The 20,276-nt window shown below is 54.9% G+C and carries 20 protein-coding genes; 13 read left to right on the top strand and 7 right to left on the bottom strand.

Annotated elements, in window-relative coordinates; translation table 11 throughout:
• Positions 1–103: 103 nt before the first annotated feature.
• The gene (locus MKX42_RS22670) at positions 104–733 is read left to right on the top strand and encodes an O-methyltransferase (protein ID WP_340754791.1); all 630 of its coding nucleotides are present in this window, start codon (positions 104–106) and stop codon (positions 731–733) included.
• A gap of 88 nt (positions 734–821) precedes the next feature.
• Here MKX42_RS22670 and MKX42_RS22665 read toward each other — a convergent pair whose 3' ends face one another.
• Positions 822–2,042 carry an MFS transporter gene (locus MKX42_RS22665; RefSeq protein ID WP_036725253.1) on the bottom strand — a complete coding sequence of 407 codons (1,221 nt, stop codon included), beginning with the start codon at positions 2,040–2,042 and terminating at the stop codon, positions 822–824.
• A gap of 228 nt (positions 2,043–2,270) precedes the next feature.
• Here MKX42_RS22665 and hemE point away from each other — a divergent pair, with 228 nt between their 5' ends.
• The 10 genes from hemE to MKX42_RS22615 all read left to right on the top strand — a co-directional run bounded on the left by hemE (position 2,271) and on the right by MKX42_RS22615 (position 12,915).
• Positions 2,271–3,332, top strand: a complete 1,062-nt coding sequence (hemE, locus tag MKX42_RS22660; protein ID WP_340754789.1) for a uroporphyrinogen decarboxylase — start codon at positions 2,271–2,273, stop codon at positions 3,330–3,332.
• 88 nt (positions 3,333–3,420) lie between these two features.
• Entirely contained in the window at positions 3,421–4,365 is a 945-nt protein-coding gene (hemH, locus tag MKX42_RS22655; RefSeq protein WP_340754787.1) for a ferrochelatase, read from the top strand.
• Positions 4,362–5,822, top strand: a complete 1,461-nt coding sequence (gene hemG, locus MKX42_RS22650) for a protoporphyrinogen oxidase (protein WP_340754785.1) — start codon at positions 4,362–4,364, stop codon at positions 5,820–5,822. The genes hemH and hemG overlap by 4 nt, the downstream gene beginning before the upstream one ends.
• Before the next feature lie 200 nt (positions 5,823–6,022).
• The gene (locus MKX42_RS22645) at positions 6,023–7,435 is read left to right on the top strand and encodes a CapA family protein (protein ID WP_340754783.1); all 1,413 of its coding nucleotides are present in this window, start codon (positions 6,023–6,025) and stop codon (positions 7,433–7,435) included.
• A gap of 19 nt (positions 7,436–7,454) precedes the next feature.
• On the top strand, positions 7,455–8,186 hold the full coding sequence (locus MKX42_RS22640; RefSeq protein ID WP_340757768.1) for a glycerophosphodiester phosphodiesterase: 732 nt from the start codon (positions 7,455–7,457) through the stop codon (positions 8,184–8,186).
• Between the two features lie 60 nt (positions 8,187–8,246).
• Entirely contained in the window at positions 8,247–8,870 is a 624-nt protein-coding gene (locus tag MKX42_RS22635) for a fumarylacetoacetate hydrolase family protein (RefSeq protein WP_340754781.1), read from the top strand.
• Positions 8,871–8,895: 25 nt separating this feature from the next.
• Positions 8,896–9,708 carry a DUF92 domain-containing protein gene (locus tag MKX42_RS22630; RefSeq protein WP_340757767.1) on the top strand — a complete coding sequence of 271 codons (813 nt, stop codon included), beginning with the start codon at positions 8,896–8,898 and terminating at the stop codon, positions 9,706–9,708.
• A 74-nt stretch (positions 9,709–9,782) separates the two neighbouring features.
• Complete coding sequence (locus MKX42_RS22625; protein WP_340754779.1) at positions 9,783–10,394, top strand: TetR/AcrR family transcriptional regulator; 612 nt, start codon at positions 9,783–9,785, stop codon at positions 10,392–10,394.
• A gap of 51 nt (positions 10,395–10,445) precedes the next feature.
• Entirely contained in the window at positions 10,446–12,395 is a 1,950-nt protein-coding gene (locus MKX42_RS22620; RefSeq protein ID WP_340754777.1) for an ABC-F family ATP-binding cassette domain-containing protein, read from the top strand.
• Between the two features lie 31 nt (positions 12,396–12,426).
• Entirely contained in the window at positions 12,427–12,915 is a 489-nt protein-coding gene (locus MKX42_RS22615) for a tetratricopeptide repeat protein (RefSeq protein WP_340754775.1), read from the top strand.
• 382 nt (positions 12,916–13,297) lie between these two features.
• Here the strand turns inward: MKX42_RS22615 and MKX42_RS22610 are convergent, their stop codons facing one another.
• The 5 genes from MKX42_RS22610 to MKX42_RS22590 all read right to left on the bottom strand — a co-directional run bounded on the left by MKX42_RS22610 (position 13,298) and on the right by MKX42_RS22590 (position 17,193).
• Positions 13,298–14,341 (bottom strand): M42 family metallopeptidase, encoded by a 1,044-nt coding sequence (locus MKX42_RS22610; RefSeq protein WP_340754773.1) that lies wholly within the window; start codon positions 14,339–14,341, stop codon positions 13,298–13,300.
• 27 nt (positions 14,342–14,368) lie between these two features.
• On the bottom strand, positions 14,369–14,692 hold the full coding sequence (locus MKX42_RS22605) for a LapA family protein (protein WP_340754771.1): 324 nt from the start codon (positions 14,690–14,692) through the stop codon (positions 14,369–14,371).
• 87 nt (positions 14,693–14,779) lie between these two features.
• Positions 14,780–16,570 carry an oligoendopeptidase F gene (gene pepF / locus MKX42_RS22600; RefSeq protein WP_340754770.1) on the bottom strand — a complete coding sequence of 597 codons (1,791 nt, stop codon included), beginning with the start codon at positions 16,568–16,570 and terminating at the stop codon, positions 14,780–14,782.
• A gap of 212 nt (positions 16,571–16,782) precedes the next feature.
• Positions 16,783–16,953, bottom strand: a complete 171-nt coding sequence (locus MKX42_RS22595) for a hypothetical protein (RefSeq protein WP_340754769.1) — start codon at positions 16,951–16,953, stop codon at positions 16,783–16,785.
• A gap of 6 nt (positions 16,954–16,959) precedes the next feature.
• Positions 16,960–17,193 (bottom strand): hypothetical protein, encoded by a 234-nt coding sequence (locus MKX42_RS22590; RefSeq protein WP_036702226.1) that lies wholly within the window; start codon positions 17,191–17,193, stop codon positions 16,960–16,962.
• A 172-nt stretch (positions 17,194–17,365) separates the two neighbouring features.
• Here MKX42_RS22590 and MKX42_RS22585 point away from each other — a divergent pair, with 172 nt between their 5' ends.
• Complete coding sequence (locus MKX42_RS22585) at positions 17,366–17,563, top strand: cold shock domain-containing protein (RefSeq protein ID WP_036725228.1); 198 nt, start codon at positions 17,366–17,368, stop codon at positions 17,561–17,563.
• Positions 17,564–17,743: 180 nt separating this feature from the next.
• Here MKX42_RS22585 and MKX42_RS22580 read toward each other — a convergent pair whose 3' ends face one another.
• The gene (locus MKX42_RS22580) at positions 17,744–18,988 is read right to left on the bottom strand and encodes an MFS transporter (RefSeq protein WP_340754768.1); all 1,245 of its coding nucleotides are present in this window, start codon (positions 18,986–18,988) and stop codon (positions 17,744–17,746) included.
• Positions 18,989–19,181: 193 nt separating this feature from the next.
• On the opposite strand from MKX42_RS22580, the gene MKX42_RS22575 reads away from it, so the two are divergent.
• Positions 19,182–20,264, top strand: coding sequence for a tetraprenyl-beta-curcumene synthase family protein (locus MKX42_RS22575; protein ID WP_340754766.1), 1,083 nt, complete (start codon positions 19,182–19,184; stop codon positions 20,262–20,264).
• Positions 20,265–20,276 lie beyond the last annotated feature (12 nt).

Genomic DNA, 20,276 nt, shown 5'->3' with positions numbered 1-20,276 from the left:
GTCATCTGACCTGCAGAACGTTCAGCTTACAGTATAGGGTAAGGAAGAGTTCTGCACAATGCCTGTCCGCAGGCACACACACCCATTCAAGAGGAGAATACATATGCAGAATCAGGAAGAGTACAGCGAACAGCTATATACAGAAGATGAATTATTGCTCCAAGTAAAAGCAGCCATCGCGGCGGGCGGCATGCCGGAGGTGTCCATTGCCCCGGGCTACGGCAGATTGCTGACGATGCTGGTGTCCCTCTCCCGCTCAGCAAACCTGCTGGAGATCGGAGCGCTTGGCGGCTACAGCGGAATCTGTCTGTGCCGGGGACTCACGCAGGAAGGCCGTCTGACGTCTCTGGAGCTTAAGGCTGACTATGCAGAGCTGGCACAGAGCCATCTGCAGCAGGCGGGCTTCGGCGATCGGGTGGAATACCGGATCGGCCCTGCACTGGATAGCCTGAAGCTGCTCGAAGCACAGGGGAACAGGTATGATTTCTTCTTCATCGATGCCGATAAGGAGAACTATCCGAATTATCTGGAATATGCGATCCGGCTTGCTTCGCCGGGGGCGATTATTGCCGGGGACAATATTTTTCTGCGCGGACGCACGCTCAATTCAGAGAAGAACGGACCGGCAGTCCAGGCCATGCGCCGCTTCAATGAGATGATTGCGGGCGATCCCCGCCTGACCAGCACACTGCTGCCTGCCTATGACGGCCTGGCGCTGGCGATGGTGAAATAGCCTGGACCGCACCGGCCATACCGTTCATGCCAGTCGTACCGCTCGTACCGCATACACCAGTTATCCCGCCCATAAGAGAAGCAGCCTGTTAACGGAATAGCCGGGGTTCAGTCTTCTTGTACAGCTTGATCCGCACCCAGACCGTATTGATCAGCAGGAATGCACCGGAGACAATGAACAGGCCCTCAATCCCGATATAACCGGACAGGAATCCGCCGATCACCGCACCGAGCATATTGCCGAGCGCGAGTGTACTGCTGTTGAAGCCAAATGCCCGGCTCTCCTTGCCGTCAGGCGTATAGGAGCGGATCAGGGCGTTGACGCTAGGCAGCAGGCCGCCCATGAAGACGCCCATCAGGAAGCGGACGAGAATCAGCTGCCAGACACTGGTCACGAACGCCTGCGGGATCAGGAACAGAGCGGCGCCGATCAGCGCAAAGGTCAGTATCCGGTGCGCCCCTACCTTGTCGCTGAGCTTGCCGAGCAGCGGCGAAGCGAGCATATTCGAGATACCGGTGACTGCGCTGACCATACCTGCCCAGAAGGCAAGGTCCACGGTGGTGCCGTGCAGCTTCTCTACATAGAGCGGTAGCAGCGACATGGGGCTGACCATGGCGAACTGCAGCAGGAAGGTCACGCCGAACAGGGCGGGAAGCTGCGGCACCTTCGCCAGTTCCTTTAAGCCTTCCAGCACGGATACCTGAGGCACCTGTGCTGCTTCTGCCCGGTCGAATTTCTCTTTGACCAGGAATAACGCCAGCAATGAAGCAACGAACAGCAGCGCGCCGACCACATAGAAAATCGGGCGGAACCCGATCCAGTCGGCCAGTAAGCCGCCCATCAGCGGCCCCAGAATCGTTCCGGCTACCGCGCCGGACTGCATCAGACCCATTGCGAAGCCCATCTTCGGTTTCGGTGTGGTGCCTGAGACCAGCGCGACAGAGGCGGGGTTGAAGCCGGAGATGGTTCCGTTCAGCAGCCGGAGCAGCAGCAGCTGCATCGGGGACTGGGCGAAGCCCATCAGCACAATAACAATCGCCATGCCGAAGCTGGAGCGCAGGAGCATAATTTTGCGTCCGTATTTGTCGGCAAGCTTGCCCCAGAGCGGCTGGAAGATGAACGAGGTCAAGAAGTTGGCGGCAAAAATAAGCCCGGCCCACATCCCGATCGCGCGGTCGCCGGTCACCCCCAGATCTTTGGCGAGATAAAGCGACAGAAACGGGGTAATCATAGTCATGCCTGCATTCACCAGAAACTGGCCGAACCAAAGCACCATGAGGTTGACTTTCCAGGTCTCCCAATTCTTCAAAGTGCTTTCACTTCCTTTCAGGGGATTCAAAGATACAGTGTTCACGAAAAATTGACATTATATCAGTATATCATAGTTTTTCAGCCGGACAATGCAACACTTGTCATAGTAATGTCATGGGATTGTCATTCCCTTTTGGGTGATGCGGTTGTTAGCCGCTTACAAAAGGGGCATAATAATGATATGTGTTTTTCACAGCAATCTATCAAATCTAATGGAGATCTTATCATGACCTACAACGACACTTTTATCCGTGCCTGCAGACAGCAGAACACGGAGTACACCCCCGTATGGTACATGCGGCAGGCTGGCCGGTATGATCCCGACTACCGTACGATCAAGGAGAAATATTCGCTGCTTGAGATCTGCAGGCAGCCTGAGCTTGCGGCTGAAGTGACCCTGATGCCTGTGCGCAAGCTGGGCGTGGACGCAGCGATTCTGTATTCTGACATCATGAATCCGGTGGCCTCCCTCGGTGTGGATTTTGACATTGTGAAGAATATCGGGCCGGTTATCGAGAATCCGATCCGCTCTGCAAACGATGTGGACCGGCTGAAGCCGATTGATGTGGAAGGCGACCTGGGCCATATTCTGGAGACCATCGCCATACTGGATAAGGAGCTGGACGTTCCGCTGATTACCTTTGCCGGAGCTCCGTTCACCATCGCCAGTTATCTGATCGAAGGCAGACCGTCCAAGACCTATCACCGCACCAAGGAGCTGATGTTCAGCCAGCCTCAGGTGTGGGAGAAGCTGATGGAGAAGCTGGGCGATATGGTTATCGCCTATCTGCGCGCCCATGTCGCCAGCGGCGGGAAGGCGTTCCAGCTGTTCGACAGTTGGGTCGGGGCGCTGGCTCCGCGTGATTTCGAGCAGTATGTGTTGCCTACGATCACCCGGATTTTTGCCGAATTGTCCGATCTGGAGGTTCCGAAGATCTACTTCCCCGGTGTCAGCTCAGGGGAGCTGCTCCCCAGCTTGACCAAGCTGCAGGCCGATGTGATCGGACTGGACTGGCGGGTAAGCATCACCGAAGGACGGCGCAGACTCGGCGGAGGCTATGCGGTTCAAGGCAATCTTGATCCATATCTGCTGACCGCGCCGATGGATATGCTCAAAGCCCGGGCCAAGGAACTGATCGATGAAGGCATTACGCGACCGGGGTATATTTTTAACCTGGGACATGGATTATTCCCTGAAGCTTCACTCGATACGCTCAAGGAATTAACGGATTATGTGCATGAGTATTCAGCAGCGGCAATGAAACAGTCGGCACCGCCGCTGGCATAGTTGAAGAAATAGCATCAAGATGGCAGCAGCCTTTGCTGCTCTCTTTGCTGTATAGGACGTTAATTATTCATAAAAGGGGATGGAAACCGTGGCCAACAAAATTGGAGTACTCGTGATGTCGTACGGCACGCCTGAGAGTCTTGAGGATGTAGAGGCTTATTATACGCATATCCGCCGGGGGAACGCTCCTTCAGCTGAGCAGCTCAAAGAGCTGAAGGACCGCTATAAGGCGATTGTCGGCGGGGTTTTTCCGCTTAGAGAGAATACGGACCGTCAGGTGGAAGCCTTGCAGGCTAAGCTGAACAGCGGGCAGATCCAGTATGTCTGCTACCAGGGTCTCAAGCATGCCAGACCGTTCATCGAGGATGGTGTCGAGGCTATGGTCCGGGACGGTATTACCCAGGCGATTGGCATCGTGCTGGCTCCGCATTACTCTGTGATGAGTGTAGGGACCTATATCAAGCGCGCCAAGGAAAAAGCCGAAGCCTGCGGCATTCATATGGAGTTCGTAGAGAACTACCATATGCATCCCGAGCTGATCGATGTGCTTAGCCGGAGAGTGACTGCCAAGCTGGACGAGTTCGAAGAGACCGGAGCGTCGCGCGAGGAAGTGCGCGTGCTGTTCAGTGCACATAGTCTTCCTGAACGCATTCTGGCGATGGGCGATCCGTACCGTGACCAGCTGCTGGAGACCTCTCAGGCGATTGCTGCACAGGCAGGGGTAGAATCCTGGCAGTTCACTTGGCAGAGTGCGGGCCGGACGGCTGAGCCTTGGCTGGGACCGGATATTCTTGATACGCTGCGTGAACTGGCCGAGAGTCAGGTGAAATACGTGCTGTCAGCCCCGATCGGCTTCGTCTCCGACCATTTGGAGGTGCTGTACGATCTGGATATTGAAGCGCAGCAGCTTGCCTCCGAGCTCGATATGCGTCTCTTGCGGATTGACTCGCTGAACAGTGATCCGGCTTATATGACGGTGCTCAGCGATGTGGTGCGTACGAAGGCGAACCAGTTGAAGGTGAATCTGCCATGACCGCATCACCCCGCAAGGTAGTTATTATCGGCGGAGGCCTTAGCGGGCTCAGCGCCGCATTCTATATCCGCAAGTTCTACCGTGAGGCGGCCGTACAGCCGGAGATTACCCTTATTGAGAAGGACAAGGTCCTTGGCGGCAAAATCGAAACACTGCACCGTGATGGCTTCGTGATTGAGAAGGGCCCGGATTCCTTCCTGGCCCGCAAGACGGCGATGAGCGATCTGGCCAGGGAACTCGAGCTGGACCATGAGCTGGTAAGCACGAATCCGAACGCCAAGAAGACCTACATCCTGCAGCGGGGCAAGCTTCATCCGATGCCTGCCGGTCTTGTACTGGGCATTCCGACCGAGCTGAAGCCCTTCCTCAAGAGCGGACTGGTCTCCTTCGGCGGCAAAATGCGGGCGATGATGGATTTCGTACTTCCGCCCCGCCGCAGTGCTGAGGATGAGTCGCTTGGCGATCTGATTGAGCGCCGTCTTGGTACAGAGGTGCTGGAGAATATGACGGAGCCGCTGCTGGCAGGAATCTATGCAGGGGATATGCGCAAGATCAGCCTTCAGGCGACCTTTCCGCAGTTCGGTGAGGTCGAGCGCCAGTACGGCAGCCTGATCCGTGGAATGACGACCGGCAGGAAGCCGGTGGAGACTCATACCGGGACGAAGAAAAGTGCCTTCCTCACCTTCCGTCAAGGATTGCAAAGTCTTGTGCATGCGCTCATCCATGATCTGCAGGATGTCCGGCAAATCACGGGGACAGGAGCGAAGTCCATCCGGGTGCTGGGAGGCGCCGGTTCTTCCGGCGCTGTCCGTTATGAGGTGGAGCTTGAGGGCGGTGAGCTGCTGGAAGCAGACGACATCTATATTACAGTGCAGAACTTTGCAGCCGCAGAGCTGCTGCGTCCCCATGTGGATGTCTCGGCGCTGGATGCAGTGAACTATGTATCAGTAGCTAATGTTGTTCTGGCGTTCACAAGGCAAGATATCGTTACCGAGTACGATGGATCGGGCTTCCTTGTTCCGCGTAAGGAAGGGCGGAACATCACCGCCTGTACCTGGACCTCTACCAAATGGCTGCATACGAGCCCTGACGATAAGGTACTGCTGCGTTGTTACGTGGGACGGTCGGGGGATGAACAGAATGTGGAGCTGCCGGATGACGCGCTGGCGGAGCTGGTGCGCAAGGACCTGAAGGAGATTATGGGGATCACCGCAGCGCCGCTGTTCACAGAGATCACCCGGCTGAGGTCGTCCATGCCGCAGTATCCGGTCGGCCATCCCGGCCGGATTGCCGGCCTGCGCAGCGAGCTGGCGCAGAAGCTGCCGGGGGTCTATGCCTTTGGCGCAGGCTATGACGGCATCGGGATGCCGGACTGCATCAAGCAGGCGAAGCTTACGGCTGAGAGTGCCGCAACCAGCCTCCCGAAGCTGCCGGAACCGGCGGGAGCTACAGTATAAAAGCAACGGTGGAGCGGAGCAGTGGCGCTCCACCGTTTTTAGATATGGGACTCCCCCGCAAAGCACCTGAGTCATCATCGAAGCTAAAGCCCCACTTTGCGGGGTTATTTAGTAAATGGTTCCGTTCCCGGCTTGGAGCGGCAGCTGATAGATATGCTATAATAGAAACACTTTAAGGGTAAAGGAGATTACTTGCACTCATGTATCCGCCGAGATCAGGCAATAGACAAGGCAAGAGACAACATAGCAGGCGACGGCGCAGAAGGGTGTGGGCGTGGGTCAATGTGGCGTTGCTGCTGATGATTACCGCTGCGCTCGCTTATTCATTCATGGACGACAAGGACCCGCAGGGCTCTGCTGCTCCGCAAGCGGCGCTCGTTACCTCGCCTTCACCGGAAGCTGCTGCAACGGCGGCAGCCCCTACAGAAACCCCTACAGAAGCCGTCCCTACAGAGGAAGCGCCAGGGACAGAGGCTACAGCCACTGCTGAGCCTGCTCCGGAGGAGACACCGGAGGCTTCTCCAGTGCCTGCGGCGGCCACGGAAGCCTCGGCTACGCCTACACCGCCGCTAACGGATCAGGCAACCCCAACGGATGCGCCGCAGGCCACAACGGGAAGCAGCAGCGGGCTGGTCGCAGGCTTGCCGGAGAATACCTCCGGCGGCACGGTGAAGCTGAGCTTTGCCGGAGATATCATCTTCAGCGGAAAAGCAGGCGCACTGCTGGAGCAGAAGGGCTACGATTATTCCTACAGCGCCCTGGATGGAATGTTCAAAAAGGATGACCTGACGGTAGTCAATCTGGAAACTCCGATTACTACACGCGGGGTTGGGGCCAAGAACAAGCAGTTTGTGTTCAAGGGCCCGCCGAAAGCGCTGGATGCGCTCAAAGCCGCCGGTGTGGACGCTGTCAATCTGGCTAACAACCACACGCTGGATCAGGGGGAGGAAGGACTGCTGGACACCCTGAAGCATCTGGGCGAGCGCGGAATCCCTCATGTGGGGGCAGGGCGGAACAGCCAGGAGGCATATTCGGCGCAGTATTTCGAACGTAATGGAATTAAGATTGCCTTGCTGGGCTTCACACGGGTGATGCCGGTGATTGAATGGAAGGCGGAAGCGGGCAAGCCCGGCCTTGCCTCGGTGTATGACAGTGCGGAAGCGCTCAAGGCGATTGCCGCAGCCAAGCAAAAGGCCGATGTTGTCGTTGTCGTCGTCCATTGGGGACGGGAGCGGATGGAGCAGTATGACAAGACCCAGCAGGCGCTCGGACATAACTTCATTGATGCCGGAGCGGATCTTGTGATGGGGGGTCATCCGCACGTGCTGCAGGGAATTGAGCCATATAAAGGAAAATGGATCGCTTACAGCACAGGCAACTTTATTTTCACTCGCGGCTCCATCCCGGCTACTTGGGAGACGGCGGTATTCCAGGCGGAATGCAGCAAGCAGGGGCAATGCTCTCTTAAGCTGAAGCCGATGGATGCCGAGCTGGCGCAGCCGGTGCCGATGAATGATGCTGACGGGCAGCTGCTGCTGCACAGAATACAGTCTATTTCTTCCGGCCTGATCAAGGTCCGCAATGACGGTACCGTAACCCAAGCGGTGAAATAACCGGAGGTGCGTATCAATGATGAACAATATGTGTGTAGCCCACCGCGGTTTTTCCGGCAAAGCTCCTGAGAATACACTCTCCGCTGTGCGGATGGCGATTGCGCTGCCTTTTGTACGCTGGATGGAGATTGATGTGCAGCTGACGAAGGACGGGGTCCCCGTGGTCATCCATGATTATTCCCTGGACCGTACGACCAACGGACACGGCAAGGTGAAGAATATGGATTATGAACACATGCGGCGGCTGGATGCGGGAAGCTGGAAAGGGCGTGCTTTTCGCGGAGAGCGTGTGCCTTCTCTTGAAGAGGTGCTCGCTCTGGCGTCAGGCCGGCTGCGGCTGAATATTGAACTGAAGACGGTGGGTGAGATGTATCCGGGTCTTGCGCAGGCGGTCATTGATCTGGTGAATGCCAAGGGAATGCGCGAGGAAGTGGTGCTGACCTCGTTCGATGCCGGTGTATTGCGGCGGATCAAGGAGCTGGACGCGCGGTTCCATACAGGGCTGATCTATGACTCCAGATCCGGCGACCCTGCGGGTAAGCTTAGTGAGCTGGGCTGCTCCTTCTTATCCATCAGCTTCGACCGGCTTAGCCCGGTTCTGGCCAAATCCCTGATTGAACGCGGGGTGCAGGTGATGGCCTGGACCTTGAACAAGGGCAAGGAGATGCGCCGCCTGTCGGAGATTCATTCCGATATTATGATCTGTACGAACCGTCCGGATATTTGGGGCGAACTCTTTTGGAAGGCCTAATAAGGATTGCAGCATTGCAGTATGAATATCAATTCATAGAGGAAGAGAGCTGAAGGAACAATGAGCAGTGCGATCAATAATGTATACTGTGTAGGACGCAACTATCAATTACATGCGGAGGAGCTGGGCAACAAGGTGCCTGCCGAGCCGCTGATCTTCCTGAAGCCGTCTCATGCTGCTGTGGCCCTGGATAAAGCGATCATCCATCTGCCCAAGGACGCCGGACTGATTCATTACGAGGGGGAGCTGGTGCTGCGCATTGCGCGTGATTACGTGCCGGGGATGAGTGTGCAGGAGCTGGTGGATGTCATGGCGCTGGGCCTCGACTTCACGCTCCGTGATGTGCATAATGATCTGCAGCGCAAGGGTCTGCCGTGGACAGCCGCGAAGGGCTTCAAGAACGCAGCTCCGCTGACCCCGTACATGGCATTGCCTGAGGAAGAGGAGCTGGAGGCCACCGACTTCACCGTCCGCAAGAACGGAATTGAGGTTCAGCGCGGGAACGTGAAGAACATGATTTTTTCCCTGCAAAAAATCGTTGAATTCATTGCCGCCCGTTACGGGCTGGGCAAAGACGACATTATCTTCACCGGAACTCCAGCCGGCGTAGGTCCCGTAGTAGCAGGAGATTCGTTCGAGCTGTTCTGGGGCGCGCGCCTCATGGGCACCTGCCTGATCGGTTAAGGCGATGCTCTCAGGACTTGAAGTGCTGCAATGGCTGATCGGGGCCTGCGGTGCGCTGCTGGTTGCCGGGGCCGCTTACTGGAAGCAGTCGCTTAGCTTATCAGGGATGGTGGCGGCAGTAATGATGGGGACGATCTATTTCGGTGCGGGGAATCTGTTCTGGTTCGGTATCCTGCTCGTGTTCTTCATCTCCTCAACCCTGCTGTCGAAGCTGCATCATGAGAATAAGGCAGAGCTGGAGGCCACGTATGATAAAACCGGACGCCGCGACGCGGGCCAGGTCTTCGCCAACGGCGGACTTGGGATGCTGGCCGTTCTGCTGAACGCGGTCTATCCGCTGGAGCTCTGGAGCTTCCTGTTCATTGGGGTGATGGCTACCGTGACCTCGGATACATGGGCGACAGAGATCGGCACGCTGGCCCGGAAGCCTCCCCGGTCGGTGCTGACCGGGAAGGTGCTGCAGGCAGGCACCTCCGGCGGCGTATCCCTGCCAGGGACGCTGGCCGCGGCTGCGGGAGGGGCGCTCATCGGCGCAGCCTCCTGGCTGCTGCGGGCGGCCTCCGGCATGACACCGCATGCCTTCTGGCTGCTGGTGCTGGCCGGACTGCTGGGCGGGCTTGCAGGAGCTTTTGCCGACTCGGTTCTGGGTGCTACCGTGCAACGGATGAACCGCTGCACGGTCTGCGGCCGCGAGGTCGAAGCCTCTATGCACTGCGGGAAGCCTACGGAATACGCCAGGGGCTGGCGCTGGATGGACAATGACACTGTAAATGCTGTAAGTTCTATAATAGGCGGTGCTGTAGCGCTGCTGGTCAGTTATATCAGTTACATAGGATAAGGACGGCCATAGGTTAAGCCGGCCGTTGCGTTATCCGGTAACATGCTGGATTTTATGGGTTGGGAGGTGAACCGTTGAGCAGTGCATCCGTAGACAAACATGCAGCTATTCTGGATGCCGCTTATGAGCTTTTCGGTTCAGGCGGCTTTTATGAAACGAAGATGTCGGAAGTGGCCGAACGTGCCGGCATTGCCAAGGGTACGGTCTATTTATATTTTAAAAGCAAAGAGGAGCTCTTCATGGCGGTTACCCGCCGCGATTGTGAAGGCTTCCTTGAGCAGCTTGAGGGCAAGCTGAGGACCCGCTCCGCATTGACAGACAAGCTCTCCGTTATTGCAGAGCATCATCTGTTCTATTACTATGAGCGCAAGCAGCATACGAAGCTGTTCTTCCGTGCGCCTAACAATAACCCTGAGCTGGTGGCTTATATGGCGCAGTTCATGGAAGCCTATATGCAGGCTGTGGTGAAGGTGCTGCTGGAAGGCGGGGCTACCGAGCCTGAGCTGATGGCGCAGTCGTATATCGGGATTCTGGACCGTCTGAAGATGGACATCCTGTTCGACCCTGAGTTTGCCGAGGCAGATGCGGATAAGCGGGCGAAATTTGCGGCCAGGCTCTTTATCACTGGGGCACTGGGCAGCCTGGATTCGGCGCTGGGGGACTTCCCTGCTGAAGCTGAATCTTAAAGGAGAACAGCCAATTCCGGTTTCAAAATATAAGGCAAGCGAGGACAACTGATGAATATTATGACGGTGGAACATCTCTCCAAGAGCTACGGGGAGAAAACCCTGTTCCGTGATGCCTCCTTTGGCATGGACGACAGGGATAAGATAGGCGTAATTGGCGTCAATGGCACGGGAAAATCAACCTTTTTGAAGATTATCGCCGGGCTCGATACAGCAGATGAAGGGCAAATTAATATCGGCAATGATGTGCGGGTGCAGTTTCTGGCCCAGAATCCGCCTTATGAGCCTGGAAATACGGTCTTGCAGCAGGTATTTGCCGGAGAGGACCCGGAGCTTGCGACGATGCGGGAATACATGGAGGTGATGTCTCTTCTGGAGCAGAATCCGGGAGACTCAGGGCTGGAGAGCAGGCTTGTCCGGATTGGACAGGCCATCGACGCCGCCGGCACCTGGCAGCTGGAGAGTGAGGCCAAGACGGTCCTCACGAAGCTGGGGATTACCCGGTTCGATGCCCGGATGGAGAGCCTCTCCGGTGGACAGCGCAAGCGCGTAGCGCTGGCGGCGGCACTGATTACACCGTCGGAGCTGTTGATTCTGGATGAGCCTACCAACCATATTGATACGGATTCCGTAGCCTGGCTGGAGCAGTATCTGCAGAAGCGGCGCGGGGCTCTGCTGATGGTAACGCATGACCGTTATTTCCTGGAACGGGTAGCCAGTGTAATGCTTGAGCTGGACGGCGGGAATCTGTACCGGTATGAAGCGAACTATTCGCGGTTCCTGGAGCTGAAGGCAGACCGTGAAGAACGGGAGGCTTCGGCCGAGCAGAAGCGCAAGAATCTGCTGCGCACCGAGCTGGCCTGGATTCGCCGCGGGGCTAAGGCCCGCTCCACGAAGCAGAAGGCGCGGATCGACCGCTTCGAGAAGCTCAAGGAGAGCACGGGAGGCGCATCGGCGTCATCTATGGATATCTCTGTAGCCTCCACCAGACTGGGCCGCAAAATCATTGAGATTCAGGATCTCACCAAATCGCTGGACGGCCGGACCTTAATCAAGGATCTGAATTATATTGCTGTGCCGCAGGACCGGGTGGGGATTGTCGGCAAGAACGGCAGCGGCAAGTCCACGCTGCTTAACCTGATTGCCGGTAAGCTTACCCCGGACAGCGGTGAGGTGCAGCTCGGGACAACCGTGAAGCTGGGCTATTTCACCCAGGAGCATCAGGACATGGATCTCAGCCTGCGGGCGATCGAGTATGTGAAGGAAGAAGCGGAGATCATCAAGACCGCAGACGGCAGTGTCATCACCGCCGGGCAAATGCTGGAGCGCTTCCTGTTCCCGCCCGCGATGCAGTGGACGCCAATCTCCAAGCTGTCCGGCGGCGAGAAAAGACGTCTCTACCTGCTGCGTGTCCTCATGGGAGCGCCAAACGTGCTGCTGCTGGATGAGCCGACGAATGATCTGGATATCGGCACACTCGCTGTGCTGGAGGATTACCTTGATGAATTTCCCGGCGTAGTCTTCACCGTATCGCATGACCGCTACTTCCTGGACCGTACTGTGGATAAGCTGATTGCCTTCGAGGATGGGGGGATCCGCCTGCATGTCGGGGACTATAGTGAATATGAAGAGTGGCTGGCGAAGAACGTCCCGTCCGGCAGCGGGAACTCCGGCAAGGCAGAAGGCGGCTCCAGCCGCAGTGCCAGCGGGGCTGGTGCCGCTGCTGAGCAGGGCGGGAATGCTCAGGCCGGGTCAGCGCCGCGCGAGAAGCTGAAATTCACCTTCAAGGAGCAGCGCGAGTACGAGGGAATCGACGCGGCCATTGAACAGGCGGAGCAGCATCTGACAGATATCTCGGCACAGATGGAAGCGGCCTTTGCCGACTCCGGCAGGCTGCAGGAGCTGGTGGAGAAGCAGCGGCTGGCCGAGGCAGAGCTGGAGCGTCTGATGGAGCGCTGGACGTATCTGAGTGAGCTGGCGGAGAAGATCGCGGGTAAGTAACACCGCGGTGCAGAAGGAGGGGACAGTGGCTGTGACTCATACGATAGAAGCTGCTGTGCAGCTCCGGTCCTCTGGCCGGGCAGAAGAAGCAAGGACCATGCTGATAGAGCTACTGTCAGCAGACGGGAGTAATGCCGAACTGTATTATCAGCTGGCATGGACGCATGATGTGCTGGGCTTGGAACGCGAGGCGGTAGCTTATTACGAGCAGAGTCTTGCCCTGGGGCTTCCGGATGCGGAGCAGAAGGCAGGCGCGATGCTGGGCCTGGGCAGCACGTACCGGACGCTGGGGCAGTATACAGAGTCCCGTGCGCTGCTGGAGAAGGGTACGCTTGAATTCCCGCAGCGTGTGGAATTCAAGGCTTTTCTGGCCATGACGCTGCATAATCTCGGTGCGCATACAGAGGCGATGGAACTGTTGCTTAACCTGCTTGCCGATACATCGGCTGATCCCGGTATCCGGGATTACCATAAGGCCATCAAGTATTATGCGGACAAGCTGGAGCAGGTATGGCCTTAACCGGGGGATGCAATATCTCACTCGTCATCGCAGCTCTAATCCTCAAGGTCAGAGGGTTATGCGAAAATCCTGCCCAAAATGCAAGATCTCGCTCGTTATCTTAGCTCTAATACGCAAATGTTGCACAAAATGCAGGATAAATCCTCACCGGAGCCGATGGGTAGGGGAATTGTTGCAGTTTATGCAGGAATCCCTGCAAATGTCCAATTATGGGCGGGCCAGGTTGCAATAGTTGCAACATTTCGGCCTGGTCAAGATTAATATAGTCTACTAAAAAGGCAGCACCAGCTATTGAAATGAGCTGGTGCTGCCTTTTGTACTTGTTTACTAATATCCAGGTCGTGTTGCTATAGAAAGTGACCCGCCGTGGCGAGCAGCCCGATCAGTTCGCCCCAACATAAGCCGCAAGCAGCTTAGCGGTATTCAGCACAGCCTGCTTGTGGGTACGCTCCATAGAGTGGGAGGCGTGTACGCCCGGTCCGATCAGTGCGGCCCGGATGTTATTTCCGCCGCGCAGCGCAGCAGAAGCATCAGAGCCGTATTGCGGATAGATATCGACCGCGAATGGAATAGCCAGACCGTTGGCCAGCTCGATCATGCGGCTGGTCATGGCATAGTCATACGGGCCGGAGGAATCCTTGGCACAGATGGAGACATCCGTCTCCTTGCAGCTGAGGTCATCGCCCATCGCGCCCATGTCCACAGCGATCATCTCATTGATCTCCCCTGGAATCCAGGCAGCGCCGTGACCGACCTCTTCATAGTTGGAGATGAGCAGCGATAGGTTGTGCAGCGGCTTCCAGCCTTCGCGCCGGATGCTCTCCAGCAGCCCGAATAAGGCGGCTACACTGGCTTTGTCGTCCAGATGGCGGGATTTGATATATCCGCTGGGGGTAAGCACCGCCCTTGCATCGAACGAAATGAAGTCACCTACCGAAATCCCCAGCTTCAGCACATCATCCTTGGTGGAGACCAGTTCATCAATCCGGATCTCCATATTCTCTTCCGCACGCTTGAAATCACGGGCATCAGCATACACATGCACAGATGGATGACTGGTCAGGATCGTACCGGTATAAGTTAAGCCGCTGCGGGTATGGATGATGCAATACTCATTCTCAATGCTGTTCATGCTGAATCCGCCTACAGAGGTTAAGCGGAGGGTACCATTAGACTTAATGGAGCGGACCATGGCACCGAGCGTATCCACATGGGCGCTGATGCCGATTGTGCGCGAAGGATCAAGTCCGGGTACGGTGAGTATCGCGCCGCCTTTTTCATTCCAGGTAAGCGGAATACTGAGCGCTGCCGCTTCTTCGGCCACCAGAGCCATCACCTGGGCGGTGAAGCCGCTGGGGCTCGGGGTGTCGAGCAGTTTTTTGAGCAGATTCAGAATATATTCTTCATTGGGCTGGATGTTAAGCAAGGACAGTTCCTCCTATTCGTCTATGGGTTACAGCTGGGATGATCCTTCTGGAGTAAAAGGAGCACTCTCAGCAGGGATAGGCTCCATATTAATACTTCCCCCGTCACGCAGCTTGGCAAGCTCGGCATTCAGGCTCTTAATCTGCTTCTGCAGCTTATACTGGCGGAAAATCCCGTACGAACCTACCACCACGCCACCAATCAGCGCGCAGCCAAGGATGACGAGAATCAGCGGGATGCTGACAAAGTCAAAGCCGAAATTCACCGGAACCGGATCTACGTTCATGACTGCGAATACAGCGGTTAACAAGGCAAAGAACAAGCCTAATATAAGTGACCATTGAAATTTCATATTTCTTCCTCCTAGTTTCGGTGTGTGACAATATAAATCCCCTGCCCGCAAGGGGCAAGGGATTACTGTAATACTAAGCCTTCTGGCTTACTTGGTCAACTGTTCCATCTGCTCAATGACGCTCTCAAATACGCTCATGGCTTCACGGATCGGCTCAGGAGACGACATATCCACCCCGGCCTTGCTCAGGATGTTAATGGAATAATCGCTGCCGCCGCTCTTCAGGAAGCCGAGGTAACGGTCAACCGCCGGTTTGCCTTCATCCAGGATCTGTTTGGCGAAGCTCGTCGCCGCCGAGAAGCCGGTAGCATATTTATAGACATAGAAGCTGTTATAGAAATGCGGAATCCGTGCCCACTCCATCTCAATATCCTGATCGACCACCATATCCTTGCCGTAATACTTGACATTCAGGTCATAGTAGATGGCCGAGAGATCCTGCGGTGTGAGCGACTCGCCTTCTTCAGCACGCTGGTGAATGATTTTTTCGAATTCAGCGAACATCGTCTGCCGGAATACCGTCGTGCGGAACTGGTCGGCATAATAGGTGAGCAGGTACATTTTTTCCTTCGGATCTGTGGATTTGTTCAGCAGGTAATCCATCAGCAGCGCCTCATTGGTAGTAGAAGCAACCTCCGCCAGGAAAATAGTGTACTGTGCGTCCCGGTATTTCAGCGCGGTGTCCGAATAGTAGGAATGCAGGGCGTGACCCATCTCATGCGCCAGTGTGAACATGCTGTTCAGATTGTCATTATGGTTCAGCAGCACGTAAGGATGGGTGCCGTAAGCTCCCCAGCTGTAGGCGCCGGAGCGTTTATTCTCGTTCTCGTAGACATCGATCCAGCTCTTGTCATAGCCTTCCTGCAGAACACTCAGGTAGTCCTCGCCGAGCGGCTTCAGGCCTTCCTTGGTAATTTTCTTGGCCTCGTCAAAAGTAATATCCAGCTTATATTCGTCCACAAGCGGAGCGAACAAGTCATACATATGTAGCTCATCTACCCCGAGCAGCTTCTGGCGCAGCTTCATATAACGGTGCATCAGCGGCAGACTCTCGTGAATCGTATCGATCAGATTCGTGTAGACTTCCTTCGGAATATTGTCGCCGTAGAGCGACATCTCCAGCACGGAAGGATATTTGCGCACACGGGAGTAAAAGACATTCTTATTCACATTCGCGCTCAGCGTGGCGGCAATGGTGTTCTTCTGCTTGCCGTAAGTTTCGTAGACCGCTTTGAAGGCGTTCTTGCGGACCTCACGGTCCGGGCTTTCGAGGAATTGAATATAGCTTCCGTGCGTCAGCTCGACTTCCTTGCCTTCTTCGTTCTTAATCTTCGGGAACTTCAGATCCGCATTATTCAGCATGCTGAATACAGTCTGCGGGGCCTGGGCGATCGTGCTGACCTGAGCCAGCAGCGCTTCTTCCGCTTTGGACAGGACATGGGCCTTCTCGCGCTTCATTTCAGTCAAGGTGAAGGTGTAGTCGGAGAGTGAAGGGTCGGCGATGAACTGGTCCAGCGTGGTGTCAGGCAGGGCCAGAATCTCAGGTGTGACAAAAGAAAGAGCTTCACCCGCTTCAACGCCAAGCTTCTTGGCCTTGGAGGAGAGAGCCTGATACTTCGGAGCCGCTGTGTCCTCATCCTGGCGCATATGCGCATAGACATAGAGACGTTCAGTCAGCAGGGACAGCTTATCGTCCAGCTCGAAGCATTTCTTCAGGGCTTCGGGAGAATCCAGCTTCCCTTGGAAGGCGGCAGCGCTTGTGATGAGCGCCTTCACTTCCTTATATTCGGCATCCCACTGCTCCTCTGAAGCAAACATATCTTCAAGCTTCCAGCGGTTCTCGGCGGGCACTTCACTTCTCTTAGGTAATTGTTCCATAGAAATCCTCCTCGGTAGATGGGATGCGGCTGGGCTGCTCTCCGCCTGCAGGAGCGCTGAGGACAGAGTTCCTTGCAGCAGGCTGAGCGCAAGCAGGAGCGGGAGTGATTTGGCGGTAACGGACATGACGGCAGCCTCCTGATTCTCAAAGTCTGCTTAGTATGCCCTGCCAATTCATGTTTATTAAATCATAAGTGTGCTTACAGATGAAGTTATGTGAGCAGGCTATAAATAATGAAGACAAAAGCCAGCGCAATCATGATGACTGCGGTCAATGCCATCCCGCGCTTCATGCGCGGGGGCATTTTGTCCTTGCTCATAATCAGTACGGCACCCAGACACAGGACGACTACTACATAAATGACAAGACTTTCATTATCCATGCCGGGCTACACCTGTTTGAAGGCTGCGATGATATTCTTGTACTCTTCTTCATTATCCTTGTAGGATTCTTTATTGAAGCGGTTGTTCACCCACTGCATCATAGCCGGACGGCTCATGAAGGTATGCGTTTCTTCTCCCCATTGGTCAGAGATTTCACGAAGGATAATATAACGTCCCTGAACCTCCACCGTCATCATGTTCCATTTGTCTGTTTTGTATATTTCATGTTTTTTGATCATTATCATTACCACCCTGGCGATTTTTGGCTTTTGGGTCAATGATAACGCACCGGAGAAGGGAAAAGCAAATTAAATCATGAAATCAGGGAAAAGATGGATTGCTTTACAAGTATAGAAAGAGTATAATGTAAGCATACGCCATATATGGCGGTATTTTTAGGAGGTTGTTCATTTGAAAGGTACAGTAAAATGGTTTAACGCAGAAAAAGGTTATGGTTTTCTTCAAGTTGAAGGCGGCGAAGATGTATTCGTTCACTTCTCAGCAATTCAAGGCGACGGATTCAAGACTTTGGACGAAGGCCAAGCGGTAGAATTCGATGTTACTGATGGTAACCGTGGTCCACAGGCAGCAAACGTAGTTAAATTATAAAATACGGCCAAGGCAGAGCTTCTGTCAGCCGCAATATATATATTTGATCTAGCACGCACTGGCATAAGTAGCATCAGGCAGCTTGAGCAGCACAGTTCCTCCGGGGGCTGTGTTTTTTTATTGATTAGGAAATTATGATTTACGTCCGGTGTGGATATATCCTTCCCCGCTCATAATCAGTCAGAGCGGGGTCTTGCTCTTACGCCGCAGCGGACGGTCTGCGCCGCCCCCGAGGTCCATCAGATGCTTGGACAGGAAGCCGATGAAGGCCAGAACCGAGAAGCCGGTAGCAACCAGATAGAATACAAACCGGCCGGCATCCTGGTAGATCAGCCCGCCGAAGGTGCCGCTGAGCAGACCTGCGCCGCTGGACCATACGACGGTGAAGAGTGCCATTCCGGTTGCCCGCAGGTGATCAGGGATGATCCGGGTGATGTAGCGGACGGCGGTTACATAATAAATGCCGAACGAAATACTGTGCATGGCCTGAATGGCAACCACGGTACCCGGCTCCTGGGCCAGCGACATGAACAGAAAGCGCAGCGTGAACATCAGGCTGGCAAAAGCGAGCAGCGGCAGCTCCTTGAACTTGTCGCCATATCTGCTGAGCAGGAAGAAGATAGGGATCTCACTGAGCGCAGAAGCCAGCAGCGCCCAGCCCACAATCTCATCTCCTGCATTCATGCCCTTGAGGCTGATCGTCAGGAAGGCCTCATTCATCCGGTAGCCGATGGCCAGCAGGAAGACAGAGCCGAAGAACCACAGCACTTCCTTTTGCAGCAGAATCTCCCGGAGTCCGGAGCCCTTCAGCGGTTTGTCTATAGATTCCTTCTCTACAGAGCGCGGTGCCGCTTCGGTTCGCTTCACATCCTTCAGCCCTACCGTGATCAGCAGCGCTGTTACGACAATCACAATACAAATCGCTACGCTGTACTGAGGTCCCAGTGTTCTGAGTACATAGCCGATTGTAAGGGCGAAGAAGGAGTATCCGAGCGAGCCGAATACACGGATGGCGATGAAATTCCGTCCGTGGCGCTGGGCTATTTTGATAGCCATCGTATCTGCCAGCGGAAAGACAGGGTAATAGAAGAAATAGAAAAAGGACAAAATAAGCATGACACTAGAAAAATCGGTGGCTCTGGCCAGAATAATGGCGGTAATCAGCTGGCCTCCAAGCAGGAGGGCCATAATCTTACGGACGGTACCCAGCCGGTCGCTCATCATACTCCAGAACAGGTTAGAGAGAATTGAGATTAACGGGCCTACGGAGTAGAGCAGACCCATTTGCGGACTGCTGAAGCCCAGGTGGGCATAAAATAACGGGAAATAAGAAACAACCAGCACACTGGTGCCGTACAGCGTAAACATAAAGGATCGCAGCCAGTTTTGATCACTGTACTGGCCGCCGCTCCGCCTCGCATTCATGATTGTGCACTCCTTCGGGATATAGAAAAGTATAGTATAGCATAAAGCGGAGAAGCCGGGGGTTTCGTAAAATATCGATTTTCTGAATCTTTCAAGAGTTTGCGAAAGTGATTTTGTTGTTTGTACAAATCCGCTCTGCATATTATAATAATCATGATTTGGATAAGGAGACAACAATGTGGAGGCACTGTCATTGAATGAATTTGAGCAAGGCCGTAACCGTAGTCCGCGCGGTCCTATTGGACTCATGAAGAGAGTCTATAAGTACGTGCTGCCGGAAGTGCGATCATGTCTCGATTCCTGGCGCAAGGATGCAGAAGGAATTCCCGATCCCGAGCTCCGCAAGCAAGCGCTTGCCAGCATTGAAACGAAGCAGTTTCATTGCGAAGGCGGCGGAATCTATGCCGCCGGCAATTTGTCGATGAGACATATACTGATTCCGCTAATTGTTGCTTATCAGACGATCAGTGATTATTTGGACAACCTGTGTGACCGCAGTACTTCGCTTGACCCGGCTGATTTCCGGCTGCTGCATAAGTCCATGCTGGATGCTGTTACCCCCGGCGCAGAGCCTGTGAACTATTACGCGCTGCGCACGGAACAGAATGACGGCGGATACCTGCACAGACTGGTCCGCAAATGCCAGGAGATGACCTCCCGGCTACCCGGATACGGTGCTGCTGCTGAAGAGGTCTATAATCTGGCCGTATTGTACACCGACCTTCAGGTCTATAAGCACATTCACCCGGAGCTTAGAGAAGCTGCCCTCAAGGAATGGTGGGAAAAGGAAGGGCACCGGGCGCCTCATCTCCAGTGGAATGAGTTTGCGGCCGCAACCGGTTCAACCCTGGGCGTATTCATGCTTTTTCTGGCGTCTTGTGATCCTAAGCTAAGTACAGTGGCCTCATCATCCATTCGTGCTGCTTATTTTCCGCATGTGTGCGGTCTGCATATCATGCTGGATTATCTGATTGATCAGGATGAAGACCGGGCCGGCGGTGATCTCAATTTCTGCAATTATTATGAGAATACGGATATGATGCTGAACCGGATCGCTTCCATTGTGGAGTGGGCCCGCAAGGATGTCCGGAGTCTTCCCGAGAACTCCATGCACCGTATGATCATCGAAGGACTGCTGGCCCTGTATTTATCCGATCCCAAGGTTAGTGAGCAGCAGGAGGTCCGCTCGGTATCCCGGAGGCTGATGAAGAATAGTCCGCTGACCAGACTCTTCTTCTTCGTCAACAGCCGCTGGATACGCAAACACATGTATTAGATGCTGCTGGGT

Origin of the sequence: Paenibacillus sp. FSL R7-0204, assembly GCF_038002225.1 — a bacterium.
Classification (GTDB): domain Bacteria; phylum Bacillota; class Bacilli; order Paenibacillales; family Paenibacillaceae; genus Paenibacillus_AQ.
Note: the sequence above shows the minus strand (reverse complement) of the source record. Positions and strands in the feature narration are given on the sequence as shown.